Below are 15,397 nucleotides of genomic sequence, written 5' to 3' on the forward strand. Positions count from 1 at the left end.
GGGCGCGCCGTGGAAGCCCTATTTCTTGGCCTTCGTCCGCCCCCCCTCCCCGCCGGTGCGACACCAATTGGACAAAGAATGACCGATAAGCCGAGCCTCAACCGCGAAATCGTCGTGCGCGGCGCCCGTGAGCACAATCTCAAGGGCATCGACGTCAAGCTGCCGCGCGACAGCCTGATCGTGATGACGGGGCTTTCCGGCTCGGGCAAGTCGTCGCTCGCCTTCGACACCATCTATGCCGAAGGCCAGCGCCGCTATGTGGAATCGCTCAGCGCCTATGCGCGGCAATTCCTCGAAATGATGCAGAAGCCCGATGTGGAGCATATCGAGGGCCTCAGCCCCGCCATCTCCATCGAGCAGAAGACCACGTCGCGTAACCCGCGCTCTACCGTTGGCACGGTCACCGAGATCTACGATTACCTGCGCCTGCTCTATGCGCGCGTCGGCATTCCCTATTCGCCCGCCACGGGCCTGCCCATCGAGAGCCAGACCGTCAGCCAGATGGTGGACCGCACGCTGGAGCTGCCCGAGGGCACGCGGCTCTACCTGCTGGCCCCCATCGCGCGCGGCCGCAAGGGCGAATACAAGAAGGAACTGGCCGACCTGATGCGTAAAGGTTTTCAGCGCGTCAAGATCGATGGCGAATACCACGAGATCGAGGACGCGCCCGCGCTCGACAAGAAGTTCAAGCACGATATCGAAGTGGTGGTGGACCGCCTGGTGGTGTCGCCCGACATTTCCGGCCGCCTGGCCGAAAGCTTCGAAACGGCGCTGAAACTGGCCGAGGGCATCGCCCTGATCGAATTCGCCGACGAGAAGAACGAGGACGGCACTGCCCGCCAGATCACCTTCTCGGAAAAATTCGCCTGCCCGGTTTCCGGCTTCACCATTGCCGAGATCGAGCCGCGCCTGTTCTCGTTCAACAATCCCTTCGGCGCCTGCCCGGTCTGCGATGGCCTGGGCACCGAGCAGAAGATCGATCCGGACCAGATCGTCCCCGATCCCACCCTGTCGCTGCGCGACGGCGCCATCCTGCCCTGGTCCAAGACCAGCGCCCCCTATTACCAGCAGACCCTCCAGGCCGTGGTGAAGCATTACGGCGCCTCCACCGGCACCGCCTGGAACGAGCTGCCCTTCGACGTGCAGCACGCCGTGCTCTACGGCACCGACAAGACCAAGATCGATTTCGTCTATGACGACGGATTGCGCCAGTACAAGACCTCGAAAGTCTTCGAAGGTGTCATCGGCAACCTTGAGCGCCGCTACAAGGAAACCGAAAGCGCCGGCATGCGCGAGGAGATCGAGAAATACATGTCGGCCAAGCCCTGCGTGGCTTGTGGCGGCTATCGCCTGAAGCCGGAATCCCTGGCGGTGAAGATCGATGGCCTGCATGTCGGCCAGGTCACCGAAATGTCGATCCGCAATGCCTCCAAATGGTTCGCGGACCTCTCGGGCAAGCTTTCCCCCACCCAGAGCCAGATCGGCGAACGCATCCTCAAGGAAATCCGCGAGCGGCTGAAATTCCTCAACGATGTGGGGCTGGAATATCTCTCCATGTCGCGCAATTCCGGCACGCTGTCGGGCGGCGAGAGCCAGCGCATTCGCCTCGCCAGCCAGATCGGCTCGGGCCTCACCGGCGTGCTCTATGTGCTGGACGAGCCCTCCATCGGCCTGCACCAGCGCGACAATGCCCGCCTGCTCGAAACGCTCCAGCGCCTGCGCGACCTGGGCAATACCGTCATCGTCGTCGAGCATGACGAGGACGCCATTCTCACCGCCGATTACGTGCTCGATATCGGCCCGGGAGCAGGCGTCAATGGCGGCAATATCGTCGCCGAGGGCACCCCGCAGGACATTCTCAATCACCCGGACTCGCTCACCGGCAAATATCTCTCCGGCCGCATGGGCATTCCCGTCCCGGCCGAGCGCCGCGAAGGCAAGAAGGGCAAGACCCTTTCGGTCAAGGGCGCCACCGGCAACAATCTCAAGAACGTCTCGGTCGACGTGCCCCTGGGCATGTTCGTCGCCATTACCGGCGTCTCTGGCGGCGGCAAGTCGACGCTGATGATCGACACCCTGTACCAGGCCATCGCCCGCCGGCTCAACGGCGCCCGCGTGGTCCCCGCCCCCCATGAAAGCCTGACCGGCCTCGAATTCCTCGACAAGGTCATCGATATCGACCAGTCGCCGATCGGCCGCACGCCGCGTTCCAATCCCGCCACCTATACCGGCGCCTTCACGCCCCTGCGCGAATGGTTCGCCGGCCTGCCGGAGGCGAAAGCGCGCGGCTATGGGCCGGGCCGCTTCTCCTTCAACGTCAAGGGCGGCCGCTGCGAGAAATGCGAGGGCGACGGCGTCCTCAAGATCGAGATGCACTTCCTGCCCGACGTCTACGTCACCTGCGACGTCTGCAAGGGCAAGCGCTACAATCGCGAAACCCTGGAAGTCCAGTTCAAGGGCAAGTCGATTTCCGACATTCTCGACATGACCATCGACGAGGGCGTCGACTTCTTCTCCGCCGTCCCGGTCATCCGCGACAAGTTCGCCACGCTCCAGCGCGTCGGCCTCGGCTATGTCAAGGTGGGCCAGCCGGCCACGACCCTGTCGGGCGGCGAAGCCCAGCGCGTGAAATTGTCCAAGGAATTGTCGAAGCGCGCCACCGGCCGCACCCTCTACATGCTCGACGAGCCCACCACGGGCCTGCATTTCCACGACGTGGCCAAGCTCCTCGAAGTGCTGCATGAACTGGTCGAGGGCGGCAATACGGTGATCGTCATCGAGCACAATCTGGAAGTCATCAAGACGGCCGACTGGATCATCGACCTGGGCCCCGAAGGCGGCGATGGCGGCGGCGAAATCGTCGCCGTGGGCACACCCGAGGAAGTGGCATCCAATCCCCGCTCGCATACCGGCACCTTCCTCAAGGAAGTCATGGACCGCCGGCCCCATTTCGCCACGCGGGCGGCGGAGTAAGGCTTCAAGCCCCGACACCGGCCTCCCCTCTCCCCTTGCGGGAGAGGGACAGATTTTCTGCGTTCAGCAGAAAATCAGGGTGATTGGTTCTCTCCTCCGCAGAGGAGCGAGTGATAAAACCGCAAACCCCTCATCCGCCCTTCGGGCACCTTCTCCCGCAAGGGGAGAAGGGAGAGGCGGACGCGTTGAAGACCTTCTGGTGAGCCTGTCTCAGGATGAGGTCTGCCGAATGGGGCTAAATCAGCCCCATTCGCGCCAGTTCGGCGGCGATTTCGGCTGAATTCTCGTTGTCGTTGCTTTCCATGTCCGGCGGCGCGTCTTCCGGGCGCAGATAGCGCCAGCCCTGGAAGGGCCGCTTGGGATAGGGCAAGGTCCGCACGATGTCGGGCGCCATGATGATGTCGCAATAATCCTTGCCCTCGGCATTGGTATAGGGGGCCAGCCGCAGGATGGGTTGCCGGCAGCAGATCGTGCCCGACATGACCCAGTAGATCGAGGAAATGCCTTCCATCTCCTCGCGCCGTTTCGGCATCATGCGGGTGCGGTGCACATGCACGTCCTCGCCGTAATCGGCGCCCCACCAATGGGCGCGCTCGTCGCGATAGCTTTCCAGTTCCTCGACCGTCGCCACGCCGACGCAGAGCTTGACCATATGAATCATGCCAGCGTCCCCGGCGCCACGCGGCCCTGGATCACGTCGATCTCGTCGTCATCCACGATCCAGGGTTCCTGCAGGGCCATGCCCAGCCAGTCCTGGAAGGCCGGAAGCGCATAGATGGCCTCCACATAGCGCCCCGCCATGTCCGATATGGGCAGCTCATAGGTCCGCAGCCGTGTGGCCAGCGGCGCGAACATCGCATCGGCGGCCGAAAAGGCGCCGAAGAGATAGGGCCCGCCCGAACGCTCCAGCAGCGCGCCCCACAATGTTTCCACCCGATGCAAATCCTTGCGCACCGCATCGAGATCGACCCGGCCCGGATGGCTGGCCCGCAGGTTCATCGGCGCGTGATTGCGCAGGGCGGGAAACCCGGCATGCATTTCCGCCGAAGCCGCCCGGGCCAGCGCCCGGTCCCTGCGGTCGGCCGGCCAGATCGGCTTGTCCGGAAACGTATCGGCCAGATATTCGATGATGGCGATGGTCTCGGGCAGCACCAGGTCGCCGTCGATCAGCACCGGCACCTTGCCCGTCGGCGAGCGCGCCGCGATCTTATCGCGCCAATCGGGCCCGGAAAGCTGCAGCACCTCGTCGTCGAACGGAATCTCGAAATGCCGCAGGACCAGCCAGGGACGCAGCGACCAGGTTGAATAATTACGATTCCCGATCAAGAGCTTCATCGAATATCCTCATCTTCAAGACGAAGGGCGCCCAGTGGCCGGGCGCCCTTGCCGTAATCTGTCGAGTGAATAACTCCAGCGCTATGGTCGGAATGTCCTAGACGCCAGCTACTACGGAGAAAACCAGCCCCATGGAAACGAGGCATACCAGCGCCCAGCTCACGGTGTGAAAGACATTGGCTTTCGGTTGACTGCGCATAGATCGCTCCTTGTCAGTCGTCCACTCCGACCCCCGCAAGGGCCGGTAGTGAATCGTTAACCGCCCGCCAGATGGGAAGCAAGCGGCCAAACTGCAACACTCCACAGCCGCGTTTCGTTCACTTTTACGCCTCAGAACAGCCCGAACCACAGCCCGGCAATAGCCAAAAAGGCAAAGAAACCAACAATGTCGGTAATGGTGGTGACGAAGACCGCCGAGGCGATGGCCGGATCGGCCTTGAGCCGGTCCAGCGTCAGCGGAATGAGAATTCCGAACGTGCCGGCAACGATCATGTTGATGACCATGGCCATGCCGATCACCACGCCCAAACCCACATCGCTATAGCGCAGGGCAGTCACCACGCCCAGCAGCACGGCGAAGATCACGCCATTGGCGAAACCCACCACCATTTCGCGCCGGATCAGCCGGCGAAGCCGCCCGCCATCCAGTTCGCGCATGGCCAGGGCCCGCACCGTCACCGTCATGGTCTGCGCCCCGGCATTGCCGCCCATCGAGGCCACGATGGGCATGAGCACCGCCAGCGCCACCATCTGCTCGATCGTGGCATTGAACAGCCCGATGACGAAGGAAACCAGCACCGCCGCCACCAGGTTGACGCCCAGCCAGGGGCCGCGGCTGCGCACGGTGTCGAGCGTGGTGTCGGACACGTCCTCGTCGCCCACGCCGGCCAGGAGCTTGATGTCTTCCTCGGCCTCTTCCTGGATCACGTCGACGATGTCGTCGATGGTCAGCACGCCCACCAGCCGCCCGTTTTCGTCCACCACGCCCACTTCCACCAGGTCATAGCGCTCGAAGATGCGCGCGGCTTCCTCCTGGTCGTCCTCGGCCTTCACCAGTACGAGATTGGCGTTCATGATGGCGTCGATCTTGGTGGCCCGCTGCGCCCGCAGGAACTTGTCCAGCGGCAGGGTGCCGAGCACCTTATAAGCCGCGTCCACCACGTAGATCTGATAGAATTCGTCCGGCAAATCCTTGTCGGCGCGCAGGTAGTCGATGGTCTGCCCCACCGTCCAGAAGGGCGGGATGGCGATGAAATCGGTCTGCATCCGCCGCCCGGCGGAATCCTCGGGAAAATCCAGGCTCCGCTTCAGCGCCAATCGCTCGAAGGCCGGCAGCGCCGAGAGAATCTCGTCCTGGTCTTCCTTTTCCAGGTCCTCGAGCAGATAGACCGCGTCGTCATTGTCCAGCTCGGCGACGCCGCGCGCGATTTCGGAATTGGACAGCGCCTCCATGATCTCGAGGCGGATGCTTTCATCCACTTCGGTCAGCGCCGAGAAGTCGAATTTCTCGCCCAGCATGCGCACCAGCGCCAGCCGCTCGCCCTGGTCGAGTTGCTCCAGCACGTCGCCGATATCGGAGCTGTGCAGCGGCGCCATGACCAGCGCCACGTCCTCCGTGCGGCCCGCTTCGATGAAGGCCCGCAATCGCTCCAGCCAAAGCGCGCTGATCCAGCCTTCCGCATCGCGGAAGGCATCGTTGTCGATCCCGGTTTCGAGGCCGGGCGCCATTTCGGATTCGTCGCTCATCGGGAGCCCTTTCGTGTCCTGATTGTTTCAGGGGCAGAACAAGCTGTAGCCAATCGGCCTGCATTGCGCCAGTGTGGGCGAAAGGCTTTTTCTCCGATCCGGGGAGATTTCGACATGACCGACAATGCCAATCTCGATGCCGGCTTCGCGCGCCTGCTGCGCCTGGCCCAGGCCCGTAACCTGGCGCCTGTGGAGGCTTCCACCAGTTATGGTACGCCCGCGCTCAAGGTCGGCGATGCCGCCTTCGTGCGCATGCTCGATGCGCAGACCGCCGTGCTGCAATGCCCGGTGGACCAGAAGGTGCTGCTGATGGAAATCTCTCCCGACATCTACTACGAGACCGAGCATTATGTCGGCTACGACGCCATGCTCGTCCGGCTCGACCGCATCGATGACGAGGAATTGTCCCTGCGCCTGCACGATGCCTGGATTTTCAAGGCCCCGGAAAAGCTGAAGTCCTCGCGGACCTAGCCCTTCCATTTGATGCGCCGATCCCTTTTCAATCGTCACCACCGGGCTTGTCCCGGTGGTCCACGCCCCATGACATGGATTGCCGGGACAAGCCCGGCAATGACGACAAAAACTGGACACGCCCGCTGGTCGAAATCTCCTCCGCTCGCTCGTCTCTCCTCTATAACGTTCGCCAAGACTGGAGACCCCATGACCGAAACCACCCGCCTCGCCTGCGCCTGCGGCAGCTTTCATCTCGAGCTCAGCGGCGACCCGTTCTTCGCCACCGAATGCCATTGCAATTCCTGCCGCGAGGCCGCCCGGCGCTTCGACGCCCTGCCCCCGGCCTTCCCGCTGGCCGGCCCGAATGGCGGCACGCCCTATATCCTCTACCGCAAGGACCGCGTGCATTTTCCCGACGGCACTGACTTGCTGCGCGCCCATCGCCTCGGCGACAAGGCGCCGACCCGCCGCGTGCTCACCACCTGCTGCAACAGCCCGGTCTTTCTCGAATTCCAGGGCGGCCACTGGCTCAGCCTCTATGCCGGCCTCTGGCCCGAAGCCACCCGCCCGGCCACGCAGATCCGCACCATGACCTCCGACCTTCCCGAGCATCACCTGCTCGATGACGCCCTGCCCGCCGGCAAGGCCGTCACCGCCGGTTTCTATGGCAAGCTGCTGCTCGCCTGGATTGCCATGGGCTTCAGGTCACCGCGCATCGCCGTGCCGGAATAATCGCACTCCACCTTGGCGGCCCGGCGCCGCCGCCCCATATTGGGGACCCAGCTTTTCCTGTTTCGAGGTTTGCATGTCCGACTTCAATGCGCAGGTGATCGACGATTTCAACGCCACCAAGGGCAGGCCCGGCGGCTATTTCAAGGATGCCCCGGTGCTGCTGCTGCATTCCATCGGCGCCAGGTCCGGCCAGGAGCGCACCCTGCCCCTCATGTATCAGCGGAGGGCGAAGGCCCCTGGTTCGTCTTTGCCTCCTATGGCGGCAATGACAGCAATCCGGACTGGTTTCACAACCTCAAGGCCAATCCCGACGCGGCCATTTCGATTGGCGACGGCACCGAAATCTCGCGCATTCCGGTCAAGGCCCGCATCGTCGAAGGCGAGGAGCGCGACCGCATCTATGCCCGCCAGGCCAGCCTCTTCCCCCAATTCGCCGATTACAAGAAGAAGACCACGCGAACCATTCCGGTCGTCGAATTGACGGCGCGCTGAACGCCTTTCCGATTGCATTGAACCCATCGCTGCCCCGATAGTTGAGCTTCGAGCAGCGATGGAGGCAATCATGCAGCAAGTCTGGACTATCGAACGCAGCCTGTGGCTCGACGGCATCGAGGCCTATGAAACACGCATGGCCGATCAATGCGTGATGGTCTTTGGCCCGATGGGCATTCTCGACCGCGGGCAGATCTTGCAGACCATCGAACAGGCACCGCGCTGGCAGGATGTCGAAATGACCGAGACCACGCTGACCACGCCCGGCGATTCCGTCGCCATAGTCATCGCCTATAAGGCCGAGGCGCGCCGCGACGGCGGCGACGTCTATAGCGCCCTCTGCTCATCGACCTATCTGGTGCTCGACGGCGAACTCAAGCTCGTCCAGCACCAGCAGACCCCGCTCTGAACACAAGACAACAAAAAAGCCGCCTTGCGGCAGCTTATTGTTCGTCACCGGAGTGACTGGTGCGGTCGAGAAGAAACGCGACCATCGCGCCTTGACCATTGATTTTAAAGGGCTTTTGGCCGTCGTGTTAGGGCCGTTTGTAGCGGCGTTTGTAGCGGTGGTCAATGTATATCATCGCCTAGCGCAGGCTCTTGCGACTTCGCTGGCTAGGCGCTTTCTTATCTGTCTACGCAATCGCGAAACCTGATGCGTCATAGGGGCACCCAGTGGTCCGAAGGTCCGAATCGCCTTCTTGGCGTACGTCCAAAACGTCCAGTTTCGGTACTCCGTCTGCTTATCCTTGAACGCATCAACCGCCCCGAACCGCTGATACAGGGCCTCGAAGTTATAGAGCGCTATGATCTCTTGCGGGGACTTCGACCGATAGCGACGCTCCAGGTGGATCGACACGGCCCGGCAACTGGCGACGATCTTTCGGTGTAGGGCGCTGAGTGTCTTGTCGCGGATGTATGCGTTTCGACCGTCGTATCTGAACCCAAGGTATTCAAGACCCTTGTTGCTCCCCTCTGGCTTTATTGTCGCAACGATCTGCCCCATTCCATCCGCAGCAAACTCGTGGATGAAGGACTTCTTTTCTTTGATAACAAGCGCATCGCCGAAGCGCGATATAGCTCCGCGAGCTTCAGCCTCTAATCGGGTCGCATGTTCGGCGGTGACAGGGGCGACAAACAGGATATCATCCGAGTAACGGAGGTACCGTCCGCCAACGCTCTCAGCCAAGGCCTTCATCTGCATGTCGAAGTCGAGCAAGTAGAGGTTGGCAAGAAGATCGGATAGCGGTGCGCCCTGTGGCACCCCATGAGGGGTCCTGTTTAGTTTTATGATGCTGCCACTGCCATCACCTCCAGCTATGCGTGTCCGAAACTGTTCGCCCTTGCAGAGCTGAACAGGGATGGCTCTTGGGTCCACAAGAAAGCCCATGACCGAACGGCCACCCGGCCCTACCTTCTTGCCGTAAAATCCAAGCCGCTCATAGGCCTCCAGCTTCTCGACATATGCGTATCTGGTCATCGCCTTATAGACAGCGAAATGATCGGGAGGGAGGCGTTCCAAGCCCAATAGCGAAGCCCAGAGCGACTTCAGCCGCTGGTGGTCAAGGCTCTCGAAGAAGCTGCTGATGTCGAGCGAAATTGCGCAGCAGTCCCCTAGGGCCTGGGCGTATTGAAAAGCCTCTTTCGCAAAATCAATGTTGGACTTGCCGCCCTTGCCTGTAGATGCGCGTACGCGTCTGTAGGCCAACACAGTCTCGGTCAGTCCCTCAGCTTCGAGCCTGCGCTCGTAGGGTTCTGACAGCATGTGTCGGTAGTAAGAGAAGATACAAGCATCTAGACGAGCTGCATATCGTATCGGACGTTCCTTCGGCCTGCCTGGCTCGCCAGCCTCAGCGAAGAGCGTCCAGCGCTCGTCGTACTTTATGAACGGGTAGAAGGTGTGTGCAGCTACTGCCTGGGGGTCCAAAGCTATCGAAGCGGCTTTCTCGCCCGTCAGCAGGGGGTCGAAGTGTGGATATGTCCTAACCAAGGGAGCCCATGCAGGCATGGATTGCTCCGTGCGATAGGGGGTAAGAGCGCCGTGTGCTTCCGGCATCGCTCCTACCCCACACTGTTCAAGACGAGCCGACGTAGCTCTGATGGCACCTAGTCGAGGATATTGACTATATTAGTTGTGCGGCAGCTTTCGCGGCCCGCACCTTCAACGTCCCGCTAATCTTGGAGATCGTAATGATACTCGTTCGACTGCTGGTCGCCTTGGGGCTTGACAACTTCAAGGTCAGCTCCGCCCCCCTAGTGAGCGGATGAGACCTATATACGTGCCTGGTGAAGACTGTTCAAGCGACGGGGCAATGTAATCTTAACTAATCAGAGGATCTTAGGGCGCAGGGAATCGAACGACCCCACCAGCTGCCCATCAGTCTTCGCGGTGCCTATGCCTGCGACCATCGTGGGCGTCATACCGAAAGCTCTTGCTGGCTACGACGGTTTGTTTTCCTAACTATCCGCACAGCCTCGCTTGAATTGCCCCCTCATTCACCCCAAAGTACTCTGGGGGCTTTCTCATGCTTAGTCTGCATTACACAATCAAAGCGGCGCTCACGTGCGCTTTCATTGCTCTTTTCGTTCCAGCGGCTCACGCTGACTTCGCCAGCAGCCAGCGATGGTTCAACGGCATGGCGGAGGAGGACAGGAGCCTACTGCAGTCGCAGCTCATCCTCCTGGGGCACTATGAAGCACTGGCCGACAGCGCCTTTGGCAACTTCACCTATCGCGCCATCCAGGAATTCCAAAACTCCATCGGGGACGCACCCACAGGCGTCCTAACACCGCGCCAGAAGGGACTGCTGGAAGACGCAGCAAGCGGGCTCTACCACGACCTCGGATTTGACATCGTGGAAGACGCGCGGGGCATGATGGCCATGCTGTTGCCAAAGAGCTTACTGTCCTCTGTCAGCGAGACGAGGAGGGGCACGGCATACACAAGTGCTGACGGCTCTATTCGCCTGGAGACCATCAGGAAGCCTTTCGCTGAGGAAAGCTACGAGAGCCTCTACCAGACGCTGTCCTCGACCAGCGCCGGACGGAGCATCAACTACCAGGTGCTGAACGCTGACAAGTTCGTGGTTTCGGGCACTAGAGCAGGCAAGCTCTTCTATATCCTGATCAACCGCACCCCTGGCGAAAGCGCAGGTTTCTCTGTCGAGTGGGAACGGTCCCGGAATGAGCTGGGAGCAATGGTCGCCACCTTCATGGCGTCTTACTCTTACCCTCTCGCTTATGCCCCTCCAGGAGACGGCTCAGTCTCATCAACTGACGTGCCCAACACAGCGCCTGAGCCAGAAGCTACTCCTCCAGATACGCGACGGTCATCGGGAACGGGCTTCTTCGTGGCTGAAAGGGGCGTACTCGTGACCAACCACCATGTCATTGACGGTTGTTCGGCAATCGACGTGGTTGGCTACGGCCCCGCCCGAGTGGTCACGAGCGACAAAGTCGTTGACCTCGCTGTCTTACAGTTACAGGCGGCAAAGACACACGCTGTCGCCGAGATACGCGCCGAGCCCGCTCAGCTTGGTGAGAGCGTGGTCGCCCTTGGCTTCCCACTGGCAGACATTCTCAATTCGTCACTCAACGTTGGTACGGGTATCGTCTCGTCTGACACCGGGTTCTTCGGAGCTGAGACCCGGTTCACGACCAATGTAGGTATTCAGCCTGGCAACAGCGGTGGTCCAATCTTGGACGAATACGGTCGCATCCTCGGCGTGGCGGTTTCCAAGATCGACGATGAAGCGCTCCTCGCCGCCATGGGGACTACAGCACCAAATGTGGGTTTTGCTATCAAGGGTGAGGTGTTGGCTGAGTACCTGAGTCTGTTCCGGTTGCCAGCTCCCTCGCCCGCCCCTGATGAACCTTTGAACGTGCGTGAATTGGCAGAAAAGGGGCGGAACTTCACCGTGCAGGTGATGTGCAACGCAGAACAAGCAACGGGAGTCGCGCCAGTTGCGGACCGAGGTGCGACCATCAGCGTTTCATCACCCCAACTGCCAGACGGCTACCGATGGGCGGTATTCGCCAGCGCCCGCGACATTGGCAATTTGCCCAACCTCAGCTCTGTCTTGGCTCCGCACAGCACCCGCGTTGTGCTATCCGAAAATGGAAACTACGGCTTAGTGGCCGGGCCGTTCACAGAAGAAACAGCGGAGCGCCTACTAGCCGAATGGAAGCGTAACCCGCTGGTTCCAAGTGACGCCTATCTCAGCTCTGGAAGGCGCTTCATCGGGTTCGTGGGCGGTCTCTAGAGACCCGCAATACGAACTTTCCGCGGGTCGCCGCTATCGGTGGCTGACCCGGCGTTCAAGCGACAATTGGCGCAGCCCCCAGCGCTGCTTTCCCATAGCTCCACGTCAACGATTCCTTGGCCGCGATTTGTACGAGACCCTGCTGTTCGACGCGCCGTTGAAGCCTGCGCCTACCATACCAGTTAAGTAGTGAGCCAAACCCAAAAGTGGGCCAGCCGACAAATTGCTGAAGGGCTCCGTAAATGCCCAACGAAGTCCCAACCCAGTAAAGAACGGGTTGATCTTGCTGCCAATCTACCCACCCGAAGATGGCATTCGCAATGAGTACGAGAGCGACTACTGATGCGGACGTTGTGGTAGCGTGGCGAACGTTGCCCATAGCGGTATTGTTTGCCTCCACTAATCCAACGAACCGCAACCGCTCAAGCCTCTCACCTTGCACACGATCTAGTTCATCTGCTTCGAGTTTTGCCTGAAGGGCGCTAAGCTCCCGGGCGAGCCGAGACCGCTCCTTGTTAGCGGTTTCACGCTCTTGGGAGCGCGCCTTCCTCTGAACTTCCAGCTCCTGTTGGTGCTTTTCTGTAAGTTCTGCCGCTGTGGCTAAGCGCATCTCTTCGAGCAAGTGCGGCACCGTTGTCTCTGTTAGGCGGTCTTCATCGCCAAGAGTGAAGTCCATCAGCCTTGTGACAGAGCGAGCGTCTTGAAGCAGCAGGTCGTACTGCTGTTCCTGTTCGGGGGTGTACTTTCGAAGAACCTCCCTCGCCCTATCGACTACCTCCTTCTTCACGTTAAGCACCCTCTCGCAATAGGCGAGCAGGTGCGCCATGGGAATTTCACTAATCGCCCCAAAGCCGGTGCGCAACCAAGCGGCCACCGCCAGCGCCGAATGCTGCACCACTGGTGGGCAATGTCGCTCTTGCACTATTCCATGGTCTATTGCGAAGCCCCTGGCGAGACGAGTGAAGGCGCCATTATTCGTCACAAAAACGAATTTGTTCTCAAAGATGTCGGTGGCCCTGCCCCCTTCTCTCAACCGACAAGTCAATGCCATCACGGTAGCATCATGGCGGACGGCCTCCGGGTAGCCCTGCCTCCAGTTGATTGCCGCATGAAATTCCTCAAACAGTCGGTCGGGGAAATGAACGTGAAGCGAAGGCATGCTCGCGAGCGTGATCTGACGGACAGTTATGCCGTTCTGCCGCAGTGCTTTTTCCGGGTCTCGCTGGACGGCCCCCACGAATTGCTCAGTAACCTGCCCCTTGACGATGGCCATATGGGTTGGCCCATGTCGGTTCTGTCTCGGAGTGTTGAGCGTTGTCCTCAGAATCCGCGTCATCTCATTGCAGCTCTCCTCGAACACGATGACGCTACAACCGAGCTTTCGCGCAGCTTCGATGTTTAATTGAACGTCTCGTTGGGCCTGCTGTCCAGACACTCCGAGCGCCGCAAGCGCCAAGGGGGCGTCTAGCACCAATGTCAGTCCCGATTTCTCCTCACTATTACTCGGTTCTACGAAATCCTGAACCACCTCAGTAAGCATGCCCACAGACGCCAACTTTGTCAGCTTCTCGAACATCTTCTGATCGGTCTTGCTTGCGTGATCGACAAAACGTGCGCAGAGATAGCGCTCATCTGCATGCAAATGCGTAGCCTCAGGCTGAAGGTCCTTGAGCAGCTCCGAATGCCCGACGCTCCTATCTGACCCATTGCTGATGGAAACATCCAAGGTTACGAGGAACCTCACCAAGATGTCCAAGGCCTCTTCGTCGCTTCGCTGGTGATGGAGTAAATCGTTCAAATCTCGCGAGAACGCTTGGAACGCGGCAACGGCTTCCTGCACCTCGGTCGCGTAGGCATCGCCACCGCGTCTCTCGAAGTCGTCAGGAAGCGCTACAACCCAAATTCTGGCACGTGGGTCGGGCTTATTGAGGTAGCCATGGGCTTCAAGTCTATCCTGGAAAACGTTGGCTACCTCAGTGGTGATGTTCCAGCCGTACAGCTTCTTGAGGCCTGCGATCAGTAGTGATGGTTCGAAGACCTTCCCATCGAGAAATTCAAGAACGGGGGTTAAGAAGGGGATAAGCGCGTCCAGAACGTCAGCCTCGGACTTTGGTTTTAGCCCCTCCAGCGTGGCGTATACTCGAAGTGCTTGCCTCGTAACGGTCATGCCACCCCTCAATCTAACGGTGAGAGCCCATTTCACTGCCAAAACCAATAGACACCCATCTTCACGGACGCGGGCAACCAAGCCAAAGCGCCCCTGAAGTTATCCACAGCTAAGCCTTCACGGGCTCCTCACCCATCACCCGGTAAACCGTGGAACGCGCCACGTTGAACCGCTTGGCAACGGCCATGGGACGGTCACCAGCGGCCAACGCTGTGCGAATGGCATCAGCGTCCACGGTGACAGGACGGCCCTTGTAGCGGCCTTCCTCCTTGGCCTTGGCAATGCCTTCGAGCTGGCGCTCCTTGCGAAGGTCCGTCTCGAACTCGGCTATGGCAGCCAGCATGTTGAACATGAGCCGCCCGGTGGGTGTAGTGGTGTCGATGCTCTGTTCAGTGACGATTAAGTCCACGCCCTTCGCGTCCAGCTCACGGGAGATGGCATGAAGGTCGATGACCGAGCGGGCCAGCCGGTCTAGCCGGGTCACCATCAGCACATCCCCCTTACGGGCGAAGCGGATGGCCTCAGCGAGCTTGGGGCGACCGTCACGGGATGTTCCGCTGGCCTTGTCGATGAAGGTTTCCTCAGCGCCGTTGCGGGTAAGGATGTTTACCTGGGCGGTCTCGTTCTGGTCGGTGGTTGATACTCGGGCGTAGCCGATCTTCATGGTCTAAACCTATGTCCGAAAATGTCTATGGCATAATCGGAATAGTGTCCGATAAATTTGAAGTCAACCCATATCGAACACTTTTGGGGCGTTTTCGATCGTCCGCTGTCCGTATACCTTTTGAGAACTAGGGCTTATGTGACGCCCAAACAAAGGAAGTCAGCTGATGGCCCCGCACGTTATTGTTGTCGATGTTGGCTCTCCCGCAAAAGGGAATATGGGCTGGTGGGTATTAGGACCACACTTGGATCACGGTGGGACCGACCCGGCTGCACTCGTAGATGCCCTAGTGACAGCAGTGCAAACTGGTCCGGTGCTGCTTGGATTTGAAGCCCCGATGTATGTGCCTGCCAAGCGACCAGCAGCAAATCTATTGAAGTTCCGTCAAGGCGAAGGCTCACGTGCCTGGAGCGTTGCAGCAGGTGCAACTACCGCCGCTATCGCTCTCGCGTTAGTACCGTGGCTCCTAAACGAACTACGTCAGAAGGTTGGTGGCATTAGAGCTTGGCAAGATTGGCATACTAGGCCGACACAATGGAGTGGACCCCATTTCGCCGGACAGCTGGCGGTTGG

12 protein-coding genes and 1 pseudogene are annotated in these 15,397 nt (G+C 60.1%); 7 read left to right on the forward strand and 6 right to left on the reverse strand.

Translation table 11 applies throughout. From position 1 onward, the window contains the following. Positions 1–78 precede the first annotated feature (78 nt). Positions 79–2,973 (forward strand): excinuclease ABC subunit UvrA, encoded by a 2,895-nt coding sequence (gene uvrA, locus A3840_RS17055; RefSeq protein WP_067459727.1) that lies wholly within the window; start codon positions 79–81, stop codon positions 2,971–2,973. 235 nt (positions 2,974–3,208) lie between these two features. Here the strand turns inward: uvrA and A3840_RS17060 are convergent, their stop codons facing one another. The 3 genes from A3840_RS17060 to mgtE all read right to left on the reverse strand — a co-directional run bounded on the left by A3840_RS17060 (position 3,209) and on the right by mgtE (position 6,054). Further along, entirely contained in the window at positions 3,209–3,634 is a 426-nt protein-coding gene (locus A3840_RS17060; protein ID WP_067459730.1) for a DUF1489 family protein, read from the reverse strand. Further along, on the reverse strand, positions 3,631–4,308 hold the full coding sequence (locus A3840_RS17065; RefSeq protein ID WP_067459734.1) for a glutathione S-transferase family protein: 678 nt from the start codon (positions 4,306–4,308) through the stop codon (positions 3,631–3,633). Before A3840_RS17065 ends, A3840_RS17060 begins: the two co-directional genes overlap by 4 nt. Positions 4,309–4,638: 330 nt before the next feature. Then, on the reverse strand, positions 4,639–6,054 hold the full coding sequence (mgtE, locus tag A3840_RS17070; protein ID WP_067459737.1) for a magnesium transporter: 1,416 nt from the start codon (positions 6,052–6,054) through the stop codon (positions 4,639–4,641). Positions 6,055–6,168: 114 nt separating this feature from the next. Here mgtE and A3840_RS17075 point away from each other — a divergent pair, with 114 nt between their 5' ends. The 5 genes and pseudogenes from A3840_RS17075 (at position 6,169) to A3840_RS17090 (ending at position 8,140) form a co-directional block, all read left to right on the forward strand. Then, complete coding sequence (locus tag A3840_RS17075) at positions 6,169–6,525, forward strand: MmcQ/YjbR family DNA-binding protein (RefSeq protein WP_067459740.1); 357 nt, start codon at positions 6,169–6,171, stop codon at positions 6,523–6,525. 189 nt (positions 6,526–6,714) lie between these two features. Next, on the forward strand, positions 6,715–7,239 hold the full coding sequence (locus tag A3840_RS17080; protein WP_067459743.1) for a GFA family protein: 525 nt from the start codon (positions 6,715–6,717) through the stop codon (positions 7,237–7,239). Then, positions 7,172–7,399, forward strand: a pseudogene (locus A3840_RS20265) (hypothetical protein); the annotation flags it as partial. The gene A3840_RS17080 and the pseudogene A3840_RS20265, both read left to right, overlap by 68 nt. Further along, complete coding sequence (locus tag A3840_RS17085) at positions 7,309–7,731, forward strand: nitroreductase/quinone reductase family protein (RefSeq protein ID WP_205633405.1); 423 nt, start codon at positions 7,309–7,311, stop codon at positions 7,729–7,731. The pseudogene A3840_RS20265 and the gene A3840_RS17085, both read left to right, overlap by 91 nt. A 70-nt stretch (positions 7,732–7,801) precedes the next feature. Further along, on the forward strand, positions 7,802–8,140 hold the full coding sequence (locus tag A3840_RS17090) for a DUF4440 domain-containing protein (protein WP_067459757.1): 339 nt from the start codon (positions 7,802–7,804) through the stop codon (positions 8,138–8,140). A 171-nt stretch (positions 8,141–8,311) separates the two neighbouring features. Here the strand turns inward: A3840_RS17090 and A3840_RS17095 are convergent, their stop codons facing one another. After that, complete coding sequence (locus A3840_RS17095; protein WP_067459746.1) at positions 8,312–9,739, reverse strand: reverse transcriptase family protein; 1,428 nt, start codon at positions 9,737–9,739, stop codon at positions 8,312–8,314. Positions 9,740–10,256: 517 nt separating this feature from the next. On the opposite strand from A3840_RS17095, the gene A3840_RS17100 reads away from it, so the two are divergent. Continuing rightward, positions 10,257–11,993, forward strand: a complete 1,737-nt coding sequence (locus tag A3840_RS17100; protein WP_067459749.1) for a serine protease — start codon at positions 10,257–10,259, stop codon at positions 11,991–11,993. Positions 11,994–12,048: 55 nt separating this feature from the next. Here the strand turns inward: A3840_RS17100 and A3840_RS17105 are convergent, their stop codons facing one another. Further along, positions 12,049–14,160, reverse strand: coding sequence for a hypothetical protein (locus A3840_RS17105; protein ID WP_067459751.1), 2,112 nt, complete (start codon positions 14,158–14,160; stop codon positions 12,049–12,051). A gap of 109 nt (positions 14,161–14,269) precedes the next feature. Continuing rightward, entirely contained in the window at positions 14,270–14,824 is a 555-nt protein-coding gene (locus A3840_RS17110; protein ID WP_067459754.1) for a recombinase family protein, read from the reverse strand. Between the last annotated feature and the right edge of the window lie 573 nt (positions 14,825–15,397).

This window comes from Devosia elaeis (assembly GCF_001650025.1).
GTDB classification, from domain to species: domain Bacteria; phylum Pseudomonadota; class Alphaproteobacteria; order Rhizobiales; family Devosiaceae; genus Devosia; species Devosia elaeis.

What these genes read in the sequence shown, in the direction of transcription:
- uvrA (WP_067459727.1), top strand. Translation starts at nt 79, where the DNA reads ATGACCGATAAGCCGAGCCTCAACCGCGAAATCGTCGTGCGCGGCGCC.
- A3840_RS17060 (WP_067459730.1), bottom strand. Translation starts at nt 3,634, where the DNA reads ATGATTCATATGGTCAAGCTCTGCGTCGGCGTGGCGACGGTCGAGGAA.
- A3840_RS17065 (WP_067459734.1), bottom strand. Translation starts at nt 4,308, where the DNA reads ATGAAGCTCTTGATCGGGAATCGTAATTATTCAACCTGGTCGCTGCGT.
- mgtE (WP_067459737.1), bottom strand. Translation starts at nt 6,054, where the DNA reads ATGAGCGACGAATCCGAAATGGCGCCCGGCCTCGAAACCGGGATCGAC.
- A3840_RS17075 (WP_067459740.1), top strand. Translation starts at nt 6,169, where the DNA reads ATGACCGACAATGCCAATCTCGATGCCGGCTTCGCGCGCCTGCTGCGC.
- A3840_RS17080 (WP_067459743.1), top strand. Translation starts at nt 6,715, where the DNA reads ATGACCGAAACCACCCGCCTCGCCTGCGCCTGCGGCAGCTTTCATCTC.
- A3840_RS17090 (WP_067459757.1), top strand. Translation starts at nt 7,802, where the DNA reads ATGCAGCAAGTCTGGACTATCGAACGCAGCCTGTGGCTCGACGGCATC.
- A3840_RS17095 (WP_067459746.1), bottom strand. Translation starts at nt 9,739, where the DNA reads ATGCCTGCATGGGCTCCCTTGGTTAGGACATATCCACACTTCGACCCC.
- A3840_RS17100 (WP_067459749.1), top strand. Translation starts at nt 10,257, where the DNA reads ATGCTTAGTCTGCATTACACAATCAAAGCGGCGCTCACGTGCGCTTTC.
- A3840_RS17105 (WP_067459751.1), bottom strand. Translation starts at nt 14,160, where the DNA reads ATGACCGTTACGAGGCAAGCACTTCGAGTATACGCCACGCTGGAGGGG.
- A3840_RS17110 (WP_067459754.1), bottom strand. Translation starts at nt 14,824, where the DNA reads ATGAAGATCGGCTACGCCCGAGTATCAACCACCGACCAGAACGAGACC.